General features: G+C 59.1%; 18 protein-coding genes. 8 read left to right on the plus strand and 10 right to left on the minus strand.

Annotated elements, in window-relative coordinates:
* Positions 1–12: 12 nt before the first annotated feature.
* Positions 13–1,131 (minus strand): beta-ketoacyl-ACP synthase III, encoded by a 1,119-nt coding sequence (locus tag ACTG4B_RS04970; protein WP_439154579.1) that lies wholly within the window; start codon positions 1,129–1,131, stop codon positions 13–15.
* A gap of 113 nt (positions 1,132–1,244) precedes the next feature.
* Complete coding sequence (carB, locus tag ACTG4B_RS04975) at positions 1,245–4,574, minus strand: carbamoyl-phosphate synthase large subunit (protein WP_439154580.1); 3,330 nt, start codon at positions 4,572–4,574, stop codon at positions 1,245–1,247.
* A gap of 196 nt (positions 4,575–4,770) precedes the next feature.
* Here carB and aspS point away from each other — a divergent pair, with 196 nt between their 5' ends.
* On the plus strand, positions 4,771–6,549 hold the full coding sequence (aspS, locus tag ACTG4B_RS04980; protein WP_439154581.1) for an aspartate--tRNA ligase: 1,779 nt from the start codon (positions 4,771–4,773) through the stop codon (positions 6,547–6,549).
* 4 nt (positions 6,550–6,553) lie between these two features.
* On the opposite strand, the gene ACTG4B_RS04985 is transcribed toward aspS, so the two are convergent.
* Entirely contained in the window at positions 6,554–7,261 is a 708-nt protein-coding gene (locus ACTG4B_RS04985; protein ID WP_439154582.1) for a response regulator, read from the minus strand.
* A gap of 131 nt (positions 7,262–7,392) precedes the next feature.
* Here ACTG4B_RS04985 and mce point away from each other — a divergent pair, with 131 nt between their 5' ends.
* A complete protein-coding gene (mce, locus tag ACTG4B_RS04990) occupies positions 7,393–7,797 on the plus strand; it encodes a methylmalonyl-CoA epimerase (RefSeq protein WP_439154583.1) in 405 nt (134 codons plus the stop codon).
* A gap of 60 nt (positions 7,798–7,857) precedes the next feature.
* The gene (locus ACTG4B_RS04995) at positions 7,858–8,145 is read left to right on the plus strand and encodes a DUF1467 family protein (RefSeq protein WP_439154584.1); all 288 of its coding nucleotides are present in this window, start codon (positions 7,858–7,860) and stop codon (positions 8,143–8,145) included.
* Here the strand turns inward: ACTG4B_RS04995 and ACTG4B_RS05000 are convergent.
* The 5 genes from ACTG4B_RS05000 to trhA form a co-directional block, all read right to left on the minus strand.
* Positions 8,132–8,821, minus strand: coding sequence for an EI24 domain-containing protein (locus tag ACTG4B_RS05000; protein WP_439154585.1), 690 nt, complete (start codon positions 8,819–8,821; stop codon positions 8,132–8,134). The genes ACTG4B_RS04995 and ACTG4B_RS05000 overlap by 14 nt on opposite strands.
* Entirely contained in the window at positions 8,818–9,396 is a 579-nt protein-coding gene (locus ACTG4B_RS05005) for a nitroreductase family protein (RefSeq protein WP_439154586.1), read from the minus strand. Before ACTG4B_RS05005 ends, ACTG4B_RS05000 begins: the two co-directional genes overlap by 4 nt.
* A gap of 85 nt (positions 9,397–9,481) precedes the next feature.
* Positions 9,482–10,579 (minus strand): class II histone deacetylase, encoded by a 1,098-nt coding sequence (locus tag ACTG4B_RS05010; RefSeq protein ID WP_439154587.1) that lies wholly within the window; start codon positions 10,577–10,579, stop codon positions 9,482–9,484.
* A 69-nt stretch (positions 10,580–10,648) separates the two neighbouring features.
* Positions 10,649–10,882 (minus strand): hypothetical protein, encoded by a 234-nt coding sequence (locus ACTG4B_RS05015; RefSeq protein WP_439154588.1) that lies wholly within the window; start codon positions 10,880–10,882, stop codon positions 10,649–10,651.
* Positions 10,883–10,937: 55 nt separating this feature from the next.
* On the minus strand, positions 10,938–11,612 hold the full coding sequence (gene trhA / locus ACTG4B_RS05020; protein WP_439154589.1) for a PAQR family membrane homeostasis protein TrhA: 675 nt from the start codon (positions 11,610–11,612) through the stop codon (positions 10,938–10,940).
* Positions 11,613–11,888: 276 nt separating this feature from the next.
* Here trhA and ACTG4B_RS05025 point away from each other — a divergent pair, with 276 nt between their 5' ends.
* The 4 genes from ACTG4B_RS05025 to ACTG4B_RS05040 all read left to right on the plus strand — a co-directional run bounded on the left by ACTG4B_RS05025 (position 11,889) and on the right by ACTG4B_RS05040 (position 13,471).
* Entirely contained in the window at positions 11,889–12,419 is a 531-nt protein-coding gene (locus tag ACTG4B_RS05025; RefSeq protein WP_439154590.1) for a carbohydrate-binding module family 14 protein, read from the plus strand.
* A 122-nt stretch (positions 12,420–12,541) separates the two neighbouring features.
* Positions 12,542–12,748 carry a hypothetical protein gene (locus tag ACTG4B_RS05030; RefSeq protein ID WP_439154591.1) on the plus strand — a complete coding sequence of 69 codons (207 nt, stop codon included), beginning with the start codon at positions 12,542–12,544 and terminating at the stop codon, positions 12,746–12,748.
* Positions 12,749–12,769: 21 nt separating this feature from the next.
* Positions 12,770–13,123, plus strand: a complete 354-nt coding sequence (locus tag ACTG4B_RS05035; RefSeq protein WP_439154592.1) for a YigZ family protein — start codon at positions 12,770–12,772, stop codon at positions 13,121–13,123.
* 90 nt (positions 13,124–13,213) lie between these two features.
* Entirely contained in the window at positions 13,214–13,471 is a 258-nt protein-coding gene (locus tag ACTG4B_RS05040; RefSeq protein ID WP_439154593.1) for a DUF6455 family protein, read from the plus strand.
* A 163-nt stretch (positions 13,472–13,634) separates the two neighbouring features.
* Here ACTG4B_RS05040 and ACTG4B_RS05045 read toward each other — a convergent pair whose 3' ends face one another.
* Complete coding sequence (locus tag ACTG4B_RS05045) at positions 13,635–14,231, minus strand: GcrA family cell cycle regulator (protein ID WP_439154594.1); 597 nt, start codon at positions 14,229–14,231, stop codon at positions 13,635–13,637.
* Between the two features lie 130 nt (positions 14,232–14,361).
* Here ACTG4B_RS05045 and ACTG4B_RS05050 point away from each other — a divergent pair, with 130 nt between their 5' ends.
* Entirely contained in the window at positions 14,362–15,165 is an 804-nt protein-coding gene (locus ACTG4B_RS05050) for an ABC transporter permease (RefSeq protein ID WP_439154595.1), read from the plus strand.
* An 89-nt stretch (positions 15,166–15,254) separates the two neighbouring features.
* Here the strand turns inward: ACTG4B_RS05050 and ACTG4B_RS05055 are convergent, their stop codons facing one another.
* Positions 15,255–15,668, minus strand: a complete 414-nt coding sequence (locus ACTG4B_RS05055) for a hypothetical protein (RefSeq protein WP_439154596.1) — start codon at positions 15,666–15,668, stop codon at positions 15,255–15,257.
* Positions 15,669–15,996 lie beyond the last annotated feature (328 nt).

A 15,996-nucleotide genomic window follows, 5' to 3' on the forward strand; every position in this document is an offset into this window, starting at 1 on the left:
TTTTGTGCGTCGTTATCCGCGTTCCACTATGATGGACCCAACGGAATAACCAGCACCAAACGAACAGATTAATCCCTTGTCACCTTTGGTCAAGTCATTGGAATACTTTGAAAAGGCAATGATGGACCCGGCCGAGGACGTATTGGCATAATCCTGAAGGATATTGGGCTGTTCCATCGGGTCCGGCGCGCGCCCCAGGACTTTCTTGCCGATATAGTCGTTCATTGACTTGTTGGCCTGATGCAACCACAGGCGACGCAGGTCCGTGGCGTCAACGCCGGCGTCTGCCAGATGGGTCGCAATATGCTCGCTGACAAGTGGCAGCACCTCTTTGAAAACCTTGCGCCCGTTTTGCACGAATTGCATGTCGCGCCGGTCATCCATCGCGTCTTGCGTCCTGCGCAGATAGCCGTTGTTGTTGCGGATATTGTTGCTGAACTGCGTGGCGCAGCGGGTCGACAGCACCTTGAAGTGGTGCTGTTGCAGCCCTTCGTCCCGTTCCAGATAGGTCGCTGTCGCCACGTCGCCAAAGATGAAATGGCAGTCGCGGTCGCGCCATTCCAGATGAGCGCTGCAAATCTCGGGATTGACGACGATGGCTGACCTTATCGACCCCGTGCGGATCATGTCTGCCGCAGTCTGGATCCCGAAAGTCGCACTGGAGCACGCGACATTCATGTCGAACGCAAAGCCCCCGGCGCCCAAGAGTTTTTGGATTTCGATACCAACAGCCGGATAAGCCCGTTCCATGTTCGACGCGGCGCATATGACCAGATCAACGTCGGTCGCATGACGCTGCGCCGCCGACAGAGCCTTTTGCGCGGCGTCCAAACCGATTTCGGCCATATGGCCCGGTTCGGTGTCGCGTCGGGCGGGCAGACTTGGAAACATGCGCGATGGGTCAAGGATACCTTCCTTTTCAAGCACATGGCGCTGTTCTATGCCGGATGCCGCAAGGATAAAATCAACTGACGAATGTTCCTTTGACGCGACCACGCCCGCATCGATTGCGGCCGCGTTTTCAACGTTCCAAAAGTCGGCATAGGCGTTGAACGCGGTTACCAGTTCGTCATTCGTGATGATCTGGCCAGGCGTAAAAACCCCCGTGCCAGTGATAGCGACGTTGTGCATCTTATCCCCTGATGGCTGTCACGATAAACTATTGCGCGAAGGGGGCTGTTGTCTACAGCCTTTACGTGCAGGTAAAGGTGACTTAGGGGAAAGCGTCGTGTGATCTGTTGATCTTAGCCTTGCAAGCTCCTTACGCCGATATCGCCTTCTTCGCGTGTCTGCATAGCCTGTGTGGCAGCATGTGCGGCAGCGGCGGTCGTGAAATAGGGGATCTTGTCATAAAGTGCGACGGCGCGGATTTCGCGGCTGTCTTCGACGGCCTGCGCGCCTTCGGTGGTGTTGAAGACCAAAACGATATGGCCGTCTTTCAGCCGATCGACGATGGTCAGACCACCTTCGTAGACCTTGTTTACGGTTTCGCAATCAATATCGTTTTCACTTAGCCAGCGGGCAGTGCCACGTGTTGCCGCGATATTGAAACCAAGCGAAAGGAGGGTTCTGGAAGCATCGACCATATCGGCCGTCTTGTCTGCATCCCTGATTGAAATGAACACCGTGCCCGCCGTGGGCAGATTGGTGCCAGCGCCCATCTGCGCCTTGAGGAATGCACGTGGGAAAGACCTGTCCCAGCCCATGACCTCGCCCGTTGACCGCATTTCGGGGCCAAGGATCGTATCGACACCGGGGAAGCGGGCAAAGGGCAGAACGGCCTCTTTCACGCTGAACCACGGTGTTTTGGGATCGGCAAGGGTAAATGCATCGCCCAACGGCAGCACATCCATCGGGTTTTCGGTTTCCGGGTAGGGTGCGCGCAGCGGGAAGTTGGACAGTGGTTCGCCCGCCATCAGCCGTGCGGCGATGGATGCAATGGCACTGTCAGTGGCCTTGGCGACAAAGGGCACGGTGCGCGATGCGCGGGGGTTTACCTCGATCAGGTAGACCTCTTCGTCCTTGACGGCGAACTGCACGTTCATCAGCCCCACGACATTCAGCGCGCGTGCCAGTTTTTCCGTCTGAACGCGGATTTCGGCGATCATGGCGTCGGACAGGGAATAGGGGGGCAGCGAACAGGCGCTGTCACCGGAATGCACGCCGGCCTCCTCGATGTGTTGCATGATGCCGGCGACATGGGTGTTCTGGCCGTCACACAGACAGTCCACGTCAACCTCGACCGCGCCGGACAGGTAACTGTCCAGCAGCACCGGGCTGTCGCCCGACACGACCACGGCGTCAGAGATGTAGCGCTCTAGCTGTGCCTGATCACGCACGATTTCCATCGCGCGACCGCCCAGAACATAGGACGGCCGGATCACTAGCGGAAAGCCGATATTGGCAGCGATGGCAAAGGCCTGTTCATCGGTCGATGCGATGCCGTTGACGGGCTGTTTCAGGCCCAGCCGGTTGACCAGATCCTGGAACCGCTCGCGGTCTTCGGCCAGGTCGATGGCGTCGGGTGTCGTGCCAAGGATCGGAATACCGGCGTCGTTAAGGGCATTTGCCAGCTTCAGCGGCGTCTGTCCGCCGAACTGCACGATCACGCCGTGGAGCGTGCCGTTGTCCTGTTCCACGCGCAGGATTTCCATCACGTGTTCAAACGTCAGTGGTTCGAAATACAGCCGGTCCGATGTGTCATAGTCGGTGGACACGGTTTCGGGGTTGCAGTTGATCATGATCGTCTCATACCCCTGATCGGTCAGGGCGAAACAGGCGTGACAACAGCAGTAATCGAATTCGATCCCCTGGCCGATCCGGTTGGGGCCACCGCCCAGAATCACAACCTTTTTACGGTCTGACGGGCGCGCCTCGCATTCGACATCGCCCATGACAGGGGTTTCATAGGTGGAATACATATAAGGTGTCTGCGCCTCGAATTCGGCGGCACAGGTGTCGATCCGCTTGAAGACGGCGTTCACACCCAGATTTAGCCGCGCGCGGCGCACGTTATCTTCGGTGCGGCCGGTCAGTTTGGCCAGCCGCGCATCGGTGAAGCCCATCATCTTGATCGTGCGCAGGCCGCTTTCGGTCACCGGCAGGCCGGCTTTGCGAATCTCGGCCTCGGCCTCGATGATTTCGCGGATGCGGGCCAGAAACCACGGGTCAAATTTTGTGACGGCATGGATGTCATCATCGGACAGCCCGTGGCGCATGGCCTGGGCGATCACGCGGATGCGGTCGGGGGTCTGTTTGGCCAGCGCCTTGGTGATCGCAGCGGCATCAGGCGCGCCGGGGATCGTGATTTCATCAAAACCGGTCAGGCCGGTTTCCAGCGACGCCAGCGCCTTTTGCATCGATTCATGGAAGGTGCGGCCAATCGCCATCGCCTCGCCCACGGATTTCATCGCGGTAGTCAAGTGGGGTGCGGAGCCTGCGAATTTTTCGAAGGCAAAACGCGGGATTTTCGTGACGACATAGTCAATTGTCGGCTCAAAACTGGCGGGTGTCACGCCGGTGATGTCGTTGTCGAGTTCGTCCAGCGTATAGCCTACGGCCAGTTTTGCGGCGATTTTCGCAATCGGGAAGCCTGTCGCCTTGGACGCCAGCGCCGATGACCGCGACACGCGGGGGTTCATCTCGATCACCACCATGCGGCCGTCATCGGGGTTGACCGCCCATTGCACGTTGGACCCGCCGGTTTCCACGCCGATTTCGCGCAGCACGTTGATGCTGTGCGTGCGCATGATCTGGTATTCCTTGTCGGTCAGGGTCAGTGCGGGTGCGACGGTGATACTGTCGCCGGTATGCACGCCCATCGGATCGACGTTTTCGATGGCGCAGACAATGATGGCGTTGTCGGCGCGGTCGCGCACGACTTCCATCTCGAATTCTTTCCAGCCCAGCAGTGATTCATCAACCAGAATTTGCCCGACGGGCGATGCCTCCATCCCGGTGCGGCAATAATATTCGTATTCTTCGCGGTTATAAGCCACGCCGCCGCCGGTGCCGCCAAGGGTAAAGGCGGGACGGATGATCGCGGGCAGGCCCACATATTCGATGGCGTCGATTGCCAGTTGCAGCCCGGCCTTGATGTCGCGCTTGCCGTTGACCTCTGGTGCGGTGATGATGGTCGCCTTGGGGTTTTCGATCCCCAACCTGTCCATCGCCTCGCGGAACAGCTTGCGGTCCTCGGCCATTTCGATGGCCTCGCGCTTGGCGCCGATCATCTCGACCCCGAATTTTTCCAGAACACCCATGTCGGCCAGCGCAAGCGAGGTGTTCAGCCCTGTCTGCCCGCCCATGGTGGGCAATAGTGCATCGGGGCGTTCCTTTTCGATGATCTTGGCCACGACCTCGGGGGTGATCGGTTCGATGTAGGTCGCATCTGCCAGCCCGGGATCGGTCATGATCGTGGCCGGGTTGGAGTTGACGAGGATGACACGGTAACCTTCTTCGCGCAGAGCCTTGCAGGCCTGTGCGCCGGAATAGTCGAATTCGCAGGCCTGTCCGATAATGATGGGCCCTGCACCAATGATCATGATCGACTTGATGTCGGTACGCTTTGGCATGGCAGGCCCCTCTGATTTGCAAATTCTCGCGGGTTATAGGGAAGGCGCGTCCGGGCGCAAGCGGCGTTGGTCGATTTTCCATGAAAATCGATGCCTCCGGCGGGGATATTTACACTCTGAAGAAGCATGAGGTTGACATGGGAAGGGCAAAGGGGTGTATCGGGCCGACCGTTGGACCCGTTTTGAGGACATTATCATGCATGCCTACCGCAGCCATACCTGTGCCGACCTGACCGCCGCCGATGTGGGGCAGACCGTGCGTCTGTCGGGCTGGGTCAATCGGGTGCGGGATCATGGCGGCATACTGTTTATCGATCTGCGCGACCATTACGGGATTACGCAGGTTTTGTGCGACCCGGATTCGGCGGCGTTTGCCGCGGTAGAGGCCGTGCGGTCGGAGTGGTGTATCCGCATCGACGGCGAGGTGAAGGCGCGTGCGCCTGAACTGGTGAACCCCAAGCTGCCCACGGGTGAGGTCGAGGTGTTCATCCGCGAGATCGAGGTGCTGGGCGCGGCCAGGGAATTGCCGCTGATGGTGTTTGGCGATCAGGAATACCCGGAGGAAACCCGGCTGAAGTACCGCTATCTTGATCTGCGTCGTGAAGCGATGCAGGACAACATGAAGCTGCGATCGGATGTTGTGGCATCGATGCGGCGGAGGATGTGGGACAGTGGGTTCCGAGAGTATCAGACCCCGATCATCACAGCGTCAAGCCCCGAAGGCGCGCGCGATTTTCTGGTACCGTCGCGGCTTCATCCGGGCAAGTTCTATGCGCTGCCGCAGGCGCCGCAGCAGTTCAAACAGCTCATCATGGTGAGCGGGTATGACAAGTATTTTCAGATTGCACCCTGTTTTCGCGACGAAGATCCTCGTGCAGACCGCAGCCCGACCGATTTCTACCAGCTTGACCTGGAAATGTCGTTTGTCACCCAGCAGGATGTGTTCGACACGATCCAGCCGGTGATCGGCGGGATATTCGAGGAATTCGGCAAGGGTCGTACCGTTGACCAGACGTGGGAACAGATCAGCTATCGAGATGCCGCACTATGGTATGGCACCGACAAACCCGACCTGCGCAACCCGATCAAGATGCAAGTGGTCAGCGACCATTTCCGCGGTTCAGGCTTTGCGATCTTTGCCAAACTGCTGGAACAGGACGGCACCGAAATTCGCGCCATCCCGGCACCGGGCGGCGGGTCACGCAAGTTCTGTGACCGCATGAACGCCTTTGCCCAGAAAGAGGGCTTGCCGGGGATGGGGTATATTTTCTGGCGTGATCAGGGCGAAGGTCTTGAAGCAGCCGGTCCGCTGGCCAAGAACATTGGACCCGAACGGACAGAGGCGATCCGCCAGCAGTTGGGTCTTGGGCTTGGGGATGCGGCGTTTTTCCTGGGCGGCAAGCCGGATGCGTTTGAATCGGTGGCCGGCAGGGCGCGGACCGTGATCGGCGAAGAATTAGGGCTGACTGACAAGAACCGTTTCGCCTTTGCCTGGATCGTGGATTTCCCGATCTACGAAAAGGACGATGAGACCGGCACGATCGATTTCGAACACAACCCGTTTTCCATGCCGCAGGGCGGGATGGACGCGCTGAATGGCGATCCGCTTGATGTGCTGGGTTTCCAGTACGATCTGGCCTGCAACGGCTATGAACTGGTATCGGGTGCGATCCGGAACCACCGCCCGGAAATCATGTTCAAGGCGTTCGAGATTGCCGGATATGGCAAAGACGAAGTCGAGAAGCGATTCGGCGGGATGGTCAATGCGTTCCAGTATGGCGCGCCGCCACACGGCGGCTGTGCTGCGGGCATCGACCGGATCGTGATGTTGCTGGCGGATGCATCCAACATCCGTGAGGTCATCATGTTCCCGATGAACCAGCGCGCCGAAGATCTGATGATGGGCGCGCCCAGCGAGCCACTGAACGAACAATTGCGTGAATTACGGTTGCGTGTGCTGCCACCTGAAAGCTGACCTGTCAGGCCTGTCCGCTTGTGGAAATGCGGGACTTCACAATTTGCGACAATGCCGCGACACCGGATTGCAGATCACGACCTGTCTTGTGTTGTTGTTCCAGATTACGCACGGCACGGCCCATTTCATGGTCTTGCGCTGATCGTGCCACACCGCCCAGAAACTGTGTGACATAGTCGATATCGGCATCTGTGCAAAGCACCCTTGCCACATGGGTCAGGTCATCGTGGTAGGCGACCAGATCAGGCTTGATAACCTCATCATCCAACAGGCGCGGTCCGCGAGGACGTCGGTCATTAGGCAGATGCGCAAGGACTGCGGATTGGAACGCCGCAAGGCTGGAAATGGGTTTTTCCAGAAAACCATCGGCCCCTGCCGCCATGACGGCGGGCGCGGCCATGCTGTCACCACTGACGCCCAGTATTATATCGATGCGCGGGGTGGCGTTTACCAATGCCGCAATTAACTCAAGACCGGACCCGTCCGGCAGACCCACATCCACCATCAGAACTGTTGGCCGGTAAATCGCCAGATGTCGTCTGGCATGTGCAAGGCTGTCGGCACGCCTGATCCGCGCGCCAGAGCGCAGACACAACAGACGCAGCGCCTCGGATGCGTAGCGGCTGTCTTCGACGACCAGCACGGTCAGCCCCAAAAGTGGGCGTCGCGTAGTGGGCGTACGGGTCAGCATCAGTTCATTCAGCGTATCCATGACGATTCGTTCCCTTGGTGCCTAACTACACTCAATCAAAGCAGAACAAAGTGAACAGCATCTTAACCCTGATGGCGCATTGCACTGGTCCTGCCTGCCCGCCATATTGCCCGAAAAGAGGAGTATCGCCCATGATCGGCCGTCTGAACCATGTTGCCATCGCTGTCCCAGATCTGGAGGCCGCAAGCGCGCAATACCGCACTGTGCTGGGGGCCGATGTTGGCGCCCCGCACGATGAACCCGATCACGGTGTGACCGTGGTGTTCATCACCTTGCCCAACACCAAGATCGAACTTTTGTATCCGCTGGGCGATGCGTCCCCCATCCAGGGGTTTCTGGACAAGAACCCATCGGGTGGTATTCACCACATCTGCTATGAAGTGGATGATGTTCTTGCAGCGCGCGACCATCTTCTGGCCGAAGGAGCACGGGTGCTGGGCGGGGGCGAGCCCAAGATCGGCGCCCATGGCAAACCTGTCCTTTTCCTGCACCCCAAGGATTTCAATGGCTGCCTGATCGAGTTGGAGCAGATCTGACCCTTGTTTGCAGCCGCAATCAGCGTATCTGAGAGGGAAAGTATCCAGAGAGGAAAATTCATGGGGCCCGTATCTGCAATTGTTCTGTTCGCCGTGGTCTGGGCCATGGTATTTTTCGTGGTGCTGCCACTGCGCATGGTCAGCCAAGGTGATGCCGGGGAAATCGTGCCCGGCACCCATGCATCTGCGCCGGCCGATGCGCAGATTGGCCGCAAGGCCAGGATCACGACCCTATGGGCGGTGCCGATCTGGGTGATCATCGCGGGCACGATCCTGTCAGGCGTGATCAGCGTGCGTGATATCGACTGGTTCAACAGAATGGCAACGCCAGAGGTCAGCGTAGACTAAGTCTATGATAAATATGGGTGAATGTCGCGGCGCCCAGAATCGGGATCATCAGGTTGATCAGCGGAAATGACAGCGGCAGCGCCATCAAGCACCCTGCGGCCCAGATCTTGCCGCTGTGTTGTTTGAACAAAACCTTTGCGCCCGCGCGCCCTTCGCGGCGCATGGCAGCCAGTTGGAAGTATTCCCGCCCCAGCAGGTATCCGTTCAGCGCGTAAAAAATGAAAACGGCAGCAAAGGGCAGCAGCACATACACAATGACCGCAAGCAGGTTCGCGGTGATCAGCACGCCCAGAAAACTGATCGTATCACGCAACCCCTCCCAGAAGGTGACAGGGGGAACCGGGGTCAAGTTCGGGTAGTGTTTCTCTTCAACCGCGTCTGCGACTTCATCCAGGAACAGGGATGTGATTGCGGATGCCACAGGCACCATCAGGAACACCGACAACATGATCACAAGCCCCAGTGACCCCCAGCCCAGCAGGTCGCCCAGCCACGTTACCTCGCCCACAAGGGGCAGCGTGACAGGCCCGGCGGTGAAAATGTCGATCAGTGACAGCAGCCCGGCGTAAATCCCCACAAGCAGCGCGAGGGTCAAACCGATGCCGCGCCACAAGACGGATTGAAACCTTGGGTCCGGCAGTTGGGCAATCGCCTTGGCGAAATCGGTCAGGATCATGTGCTGACCCATGTTGTGATCCGGGCCAGGTCGGGACGTGGCCGTTCGGGGGGCGCGCTGGTTTCGGTACCGATATGGATCAAGCCGGCGACGGTTTCATGATCGGCAAGCCCCAGGCCTTCGCGGATAAATACACGGTCATGGCTGGCCCAGCCCGAGAGCCAATTTGCCCCCCAACCGGCCGCTAGGGCGGCGTTGAGCAGTGCCAGACAGACCGAACCCGCAGAATAGAGCTGTTCGATCTGAGGGATCTTGTCGGATGGTTTTGGACTACTGACCACCACCACCACCAGATCGGCATCGCCGTACTGGGAGACGGCCTTGGTGGTCTTTTCGGGATCAATCCCAAGGGTGGCACCGCGCGCGGGGATCATGGCGGCAAGCCGGGCCAGTGCCGGCTTTTCCAGCACGATGAACCGCCATGGTTCCAGCTTGCCGTGATCCGGCGTGCGGGCAGCCGCCGTCAGCAGGGTTTCGACGGTCGCGCGATCGGGGACCGGGGTGGTCAGTGTCTTGGCCGGGCGCGACCTGCGGGTCAGCAAAAAATCAAGGGCAGCAGGGTTGGGGGTGGGCATGGGCAGTCCTTTGGCGGTTTGCCTAGCAGATAAGCGCCGGTGCCGCAGCTGACAACAGGCAGGCTGGGTTAAAACCCATCTGACGTTACAGGGCGGCGACCATTCCCCCGATCACCCCGTCCAGATAGTCGTCGAAGCCTGCATCGGGCTGGCGCAACGGAAACACCTCTGCAAACGGGTCGGGCGCGGTGATGGTGCTGCCCGACATTTGTTGCAAGACCGCATGCCCGCAGAACGGCACATAGGTTTCAGAATAGCCGCCTTCGTGCACCATCAACAGTTTACCGCCGCAAATATCTTGGGCAAGGTCCATCACCTGCCGTGTCAACCGGGCAAATGTATCAGCGGTGGCCAGCATCCGGCCCAGCGGGTCATTGGCGGCGGCATCATAGCCGCAGGCGATAATCAGCACGTCCGGGGAAAAGGCGCGGATCGCGGGCAGGGTAAGCCGTTCCATCGCGGACAGATAACCCTTGTGGCCGGTACCGGGGGGCAGGGGGATGTTCAGGTTGAACCCTTCGCCCGCATCACGCCCCCGGTCGACAAAGGCGCCGGTGTCCATCGGATAATTCCGGTCCTGGTGGACCGACACGGTCAGCACGTCGGCGCGGTCGTAAAACACCGCCTCGGTCCCGTTGCCGTGATGCACATCCCAATCCAGCACGGCAAAACGCCGCGCAAGACCGGCGGCGCGTGCCGCCTCGATCGCGATGCCGATGTTGTTGAGCAGGCAGAACCCGTTGGGGAAATCCGGCAGGCAGTGGTGCCCGGGCGGGCGCGACAGGGCATAGGCATTGTCCAGTTCGCCGTGCAGCACCGCTGTCAGCGCGTCCTTTGCCAAGCCCGCAGACAGCGACGCAAGTTCAAACCCGCCGGGGCCAAATGGCGTCCGCCGCCCCAATTCGCCGCCGCCTGCATCCGACAGCGCCTTGAACTGATCCAGATAATGCGCTGGATGCACCCGCAGCAGATCATCACGACAGGCCGGATCAGCGCCGCGCAGGTCCAGATCGCGAGCAAGGCCTGTGACCTCGATCAGGTTCTTCAACCGGCGCTTGGTTTCGGGGCTTTCGGGCAGGCCACCATCCAGCGGTTGCACCAGACCACCCACTGGCAGCATCCCCGCGTAATTCCCGCCGCTATGCCAGAAACACCGCTCGTCCCAGAAAAACCCCGTCGCCATCGCCGCACCTTTTGCTTTTTCGTTGATCAATTACCCCCGCCAGAGGCCGGTCTGACATCTGTCAGTCCGTCATCCCCTGCGCAGTTGGTAAATTCCTTCCGGCAGGTTCAGCGCCGCCTGCAAGTCGCGCAGTTGCGTAAGTGACAGCGTAATCTGCACCGGCTGATCGCGGCGTTGATCGAACTGAACAACGGTAATGCAATCTTCAAAGGCATTGATCGTCACATCCTCTTGCAAGGGTGCGGGGCCTTCGTCCACCAGGGTGATGACGGTCGCGTCATATTCGTGTTCGATTGTAAACATGCGTGCCACCCTAGCGGGCCGTGGAAAGGTTGCAAGAGGGGGGGGTGCGTTGCCGTCACATCATGCCGTGGGTGACATGCGGGGCGAGGCCGCCCGCTGCCATCATCGCCAGCATGATTGCCGCAAAGAAGCAGGCCGAGGCTGCAACGACGCACCCGTGCCAGATCGCAATAGAGAATTTCAGCGTTTCAGTGGCATAAAACGGCACCCCGCCGGTATAAAGCAGCCCGCCAACCGCTATCAGCGCCATCACCGACCCTGGTACCAGCGGCCAGAGTGACCAGACCAAGCCAAGACTGAGCCAACCCATGATCAGATAGAGCGCGGGGCCGAAACGCCCGGGCGTGCGCCAGTAGAACAGTTTCAAAACCATGCCGATCGCGGCCAGTCCCCACACCAACCCAAGAATCGCATAGGCAAAACCGCTGCCGATCAAGACCACGAGTGGCGTGTACGTGCCTGCAATTTTCAGGTAGATCGCGGCATGATCGAGCCGACGCAAAACTGGCCTGACGCTTTCCCATGGGGTCATATGATACATTGCCGATGCAACAAAAGTCGCGATTAGCGTTGCCCCGTAGATTGATAATGCGGCAATTTGCCCTGGATGGCCCAGCCCTGTGCCCCAGACGAATAACACGATGGCCCCGCTGACGGCGCCTATGACGCCCAGCGCGTGCATGGTGCCATCGGCAATCCGTTCAGATCTGGCATAACTTGGATAGGTCACTGTTTTCTCCACCCCCTTATAAGTAAGCAGGCCGGACCAATGGTCAATCGTTCCCAACGGTCAGTCAATGCCTTTGGCAATACCACAACAATCCAGAAGCATCGGGATTGGCGCAGACCTGGCCGAAAATGATAACAGGCATATGGCAACATATCATGCATGTCCGGCAGGGGACGTTTGGGGCGCGCGGCGGAAAAAACCTGCCCCGAATGAAACTGATCACCTTGTTCATCCGTATCTACCCAAGAAGTAGCAGAAAAAGAATGGAGCGTTCCAATGCGTCTGACAGCCCTTGCCTTTGCCATGATGCCCGCAGTGGCCCTTGCCGCTGGCGGCGACGAACCAACGCCACCGACACCGTCTGAAACCACCAAAACCTGCGCCGCAGGTCTGGTTTGGGACATCGCCACCCAAAGCTGTGTGACCCCGGGGGATAGCACAAATGGCGACAGCGCGCGCCTGCGCGATGTGCGCGAACTTGCCTATGCCGGGTATTACCAGGCGGCACTGGATGTGCTTGACACGCTGGACAACCCGGTCGCACCCCTTGCGCTGACCTATTACGGTTTCGCGCACCGCAAGGCTGGCAGGATTGATCTGGGTATGGCCTATTACGACGCGGCCCTTGCGGCCGATCCGGCCAATCTGCTGGCGCGGTCCTATATGGGGCAGGGGCATGTGGCATCCGGCAATATCGTGTTGGCGCAGGCCCAGCTGACAGAAATTCGCATGCGCGGCGGACGCGGCACATGGGCTGAAACCTCCCTTGCCGAGGCGATTTCAACGGGCGCGACCTATAGTTATTGACGGGTCAGTGCCAGTGTCCGGGACGGGCGATGCGGGGGTGCGGCAAAAAGGGACAACGGCGTGTTTTTAATTTCACGGCTTTTGCAGTATACTTGAACTATACGTCACCCTAGGAGGTTTCCATGCGTCTGACAGTTTTCGCTCTTGCCCTGCTTCCCATCGCGGCCCACGCGCAAAGCACCACCACCGACCCGGCCCCGCAAAGCTGTGCGGCGGGCACAGTTCGGGACACCGCCACTGGTTTGTGTCTGGCAGCAGATGAAAAGGCCCCGTTGCAGGATTTCACGGGCGGGCATAATTGCAGCGGTACACAGCAGGTCACATCCTGAAACATCCAAGCGCCGGGCGATATGCAGATCATTGAAAACGCCCTGCGCGACCGCGGATCGAAATATGCCGTTTCGGGTGGACCTGTCGAGTCTGCCGACGCCGCAAAGGATTTCATAAAAACCCTTTTGCGCCGCAAGAAATTCGCGCGCGCCACGCATAATACATGGGCGGTGCTGCTGCCTGACGGGCCTCTCAAGAACGACGACGGCGAGGCAGGCGCGGGTATGGTCATTTTGCGGATGCTGGAACGCGAGGGGTTGGAGGGACATATCATCGTCGTGACGCGTTGGTTCGGCGGGGTCAAACTGGGTGGTGACCGGTTTCGCCGGGTGCAGGACGCGGTGCGGATATATCTGGACCAGATCACCAGGTAGGGCAGGTTAGTTACTGCCGACATTGATTCAGCGCAAAGCGGCCCCGTGGCTACCGCCCTATAAGGGATGCGGAAAGCAGGAGGGCCAAGCATGAAACCCATGGGAAACGCGCGTCAGCATTACTGGCGGACATTGAAAATGTCCAAGGCCGTTGGCGTGCCTCTGGCGACTGCTCTGCGTGACGGAAGGCTGAGCCAAAGCACGTATGCGCAGATGATTACCAACTGCCGCCGCTGCCCCCAACCGGGCCGCTGCGAAGCGATGCTGGAATCGGGCCAGATAGGCGACAGCCCGCCTGCGTTCTGCTGCAACAGAGAGATTTTGCTGGCGCTGCAAGAGGCGTCATGAGTAGCAGGCGTGAAGCCAAGTTGGCTTGACGTTACCACAGCACAGAGAACATTGGTTCAACCGGCCGCCTGCGCGCCGCGTCATTTTGGCTGATTCGGTACGGTTTTTACTGACAGATGCGACTGCCGTTGCGGTCAGGCGGGGTCAGCCCCGCCCGACGGGGTCACCGGCGCCGGTCGCGACGCGATGACATCGGCTGAAACGCCACGCCGACATGCGCCTCGCAATAGGGTTTCCCTTGTTGCACGGTCAGACCGCAGAACCAGAAATCATCTGTCGCCGGGTCACCTACGGGCCATTTGCAGGTCTTTTCGGTAAGTTCCATCAAGGTCAACCGCTTGGCTTTCTTTTCGATTTCACTGACCTTGGCCAATGCCTCAGGACTGATCTCGTTGGCCGACGGTTGTGGCGGCAAGGGCTGACCTGCCGGGATGATCGCCCGACGTGCGGCGGAAATCGGGATGCCGTTTTCGTCCAGCTCTTCTTTCTCGGTCACTGTGGGCAGTTGCGCGGGCTTTGCCTTGGCAGGTGCTTTGGGGGCCGGCTTGGTCGTAACGGCCGGTTTTTCCTTTGGCGCAGGTTTGGCTGCGGGTGCCGCAGCCCCGTTCGAACCGGCGCGGTTCGACAGGCCAAGCCTGTGCACCTTGCCGATCACTGCATTGCGGGTCACGCCACCCAGTTCCTTGGCAATCTGGCTGGCCGACTGGCCTTCGCCCCACATCTTTTTGAGCGTCTCGACGCGCTCGTCTGTCCAGGACATATCTGTTCCTTTGGTTCGGGAAGGGAGGACGCACTACACATCCACGCTTGTCTGATCTATCAGCGTTGTACTTTAAGCATCCGCACCGCAGATGTGAAGCACCAAGGGGCGCATAAAGATGAAGGATGACATGGCAGAGCAAACAATTATGGGCGTCCGCCGCTTTGGGCGGGTGAACTGGCTGGGCACATGGACGCTTGCGCATCGCGAGATCCGGCGGTTCATGAATGTCTGGTCCCAGACCGTCATGGCACCATTGATCAACGCGGGGCTGTTTTTGATGATCTTTACCATCGCCATCGGCCCGCAACGCGGCGATGTGATGGGCGTACCGTTCATGACCTTTCTTGCTCCGGGTATTCTGACGATGACTGTGATCCAGAATGCTTTTGCAAATACATCCTCCAGCCTCGCTTCGGCCAAGGTGCAGGGCAACATTGTTGACACACTGATGCCGCCCTTGTCGGGGGCGGAATTGGTTGTGGGCTATATCAGCGGTGCCGTGGCGCGCGGGTTTCTTGTGGCCGTCGTGATTGCAGCCGGGGCTGCCTTGTTTCTGGATGTGGGGATGCGCAACCCATTCTGGGTCGTGACCTTTGTGCTGTTGGGGTCGATCCTGATGGGAGGGCTGGGGATGATCGCGGGAATCTTCGCCAATAAATTCGACCAGCTTGCCGCGATCTCGAATTTTCTGGTGACGCCGCTCGCGTTCCTGTCGGGGACATTCTATTCGATCGATGCCTTGCCGGGCTTTCTGCAAACACTCAGCCATGTGAACCCGTTCTTTTATGTCATTGACGGCGTCCGCTACGGCATGATCGGCGTCAGCGACAGCAGCCCTTGGGTCGGGCTGGGTGTTGTTGGTCTGGCCTGTGCCGTGGTTGTCGGGATTTGCTGGCGCTGGATGGACCGGGGATACCGGTTGAAAAGCTAGGGCGTTTCGGCTTTTTCTTTCATCGCAATGCGTTGTTTTCGTGATGGTTGAACGCGATTTGTGATACCGCGTGGTCACATCAGACACCGCTAGTAGATATCGCGCACCGGAACGCCGCGCATCGCCATCACATAAGACAGCGTTTCAATATCGGGCATGTCGCCGGCAAAGGTGCCTTCTTCGCGCCCATCCTTGTAGACAATGGTGACATCGCTGTCAGCGCTGACGGATGTGGCGCGCAGATAGGCGATATCGTCCAGCGGGATCATCCGCGGCAACCGCCAGGCGGACAGGATGAGGTGGTGATCATCAACACGAATACCTGCGATCGGCCTGGGCAGAACCATCCAGAACAGCATGACAGCACCCAGAACCCAGACGGCCCAGATAAGTTGGGTTGCCCCGCTGACAACAACGATGCAAATCAGAATGATAATCATGCTTGCGCAAAGCCAGATCACACCCCGGTTCGGCGCCCTGCGATACTCGTAAACTTCGTCCATACACTGTCACCTAAACCGCAATCATGGCCTGATTTTGGCACTGTGATATGTTCTTGTGCTGCCCAACTTCAAGGGCCAGATCGCCAGGCCGGCAGGGGCCTGCCGGTCTATGGGGATCGTTGGGGTTGGGTTGCAAGGCGCTCTGCGAACAGGTGTTCTGAAATGGCCATCAATTTGCTTCTTTCCCGTTGCCCCGAAACCCGCTAAGCCTTTGGCATGATGATGCGGACAACATACGCGACCCGACGCCGACGCTAACCGCGCCGCCCTTTGTCCTGCACTTCATAACCCCCCAAAAACGTTGACTCTTGCCCTGCGGTCCTGCACC

Origin of the sequence: Yoonia sp., from assembly GCF_965660735.1 — a bacterium.
Taxonomy (GTDB): Bacteria; Pseudomonadota; Alphaproteobacteria; order Rhodobacterales; family Rhodobacteraceae; genus Yoonia.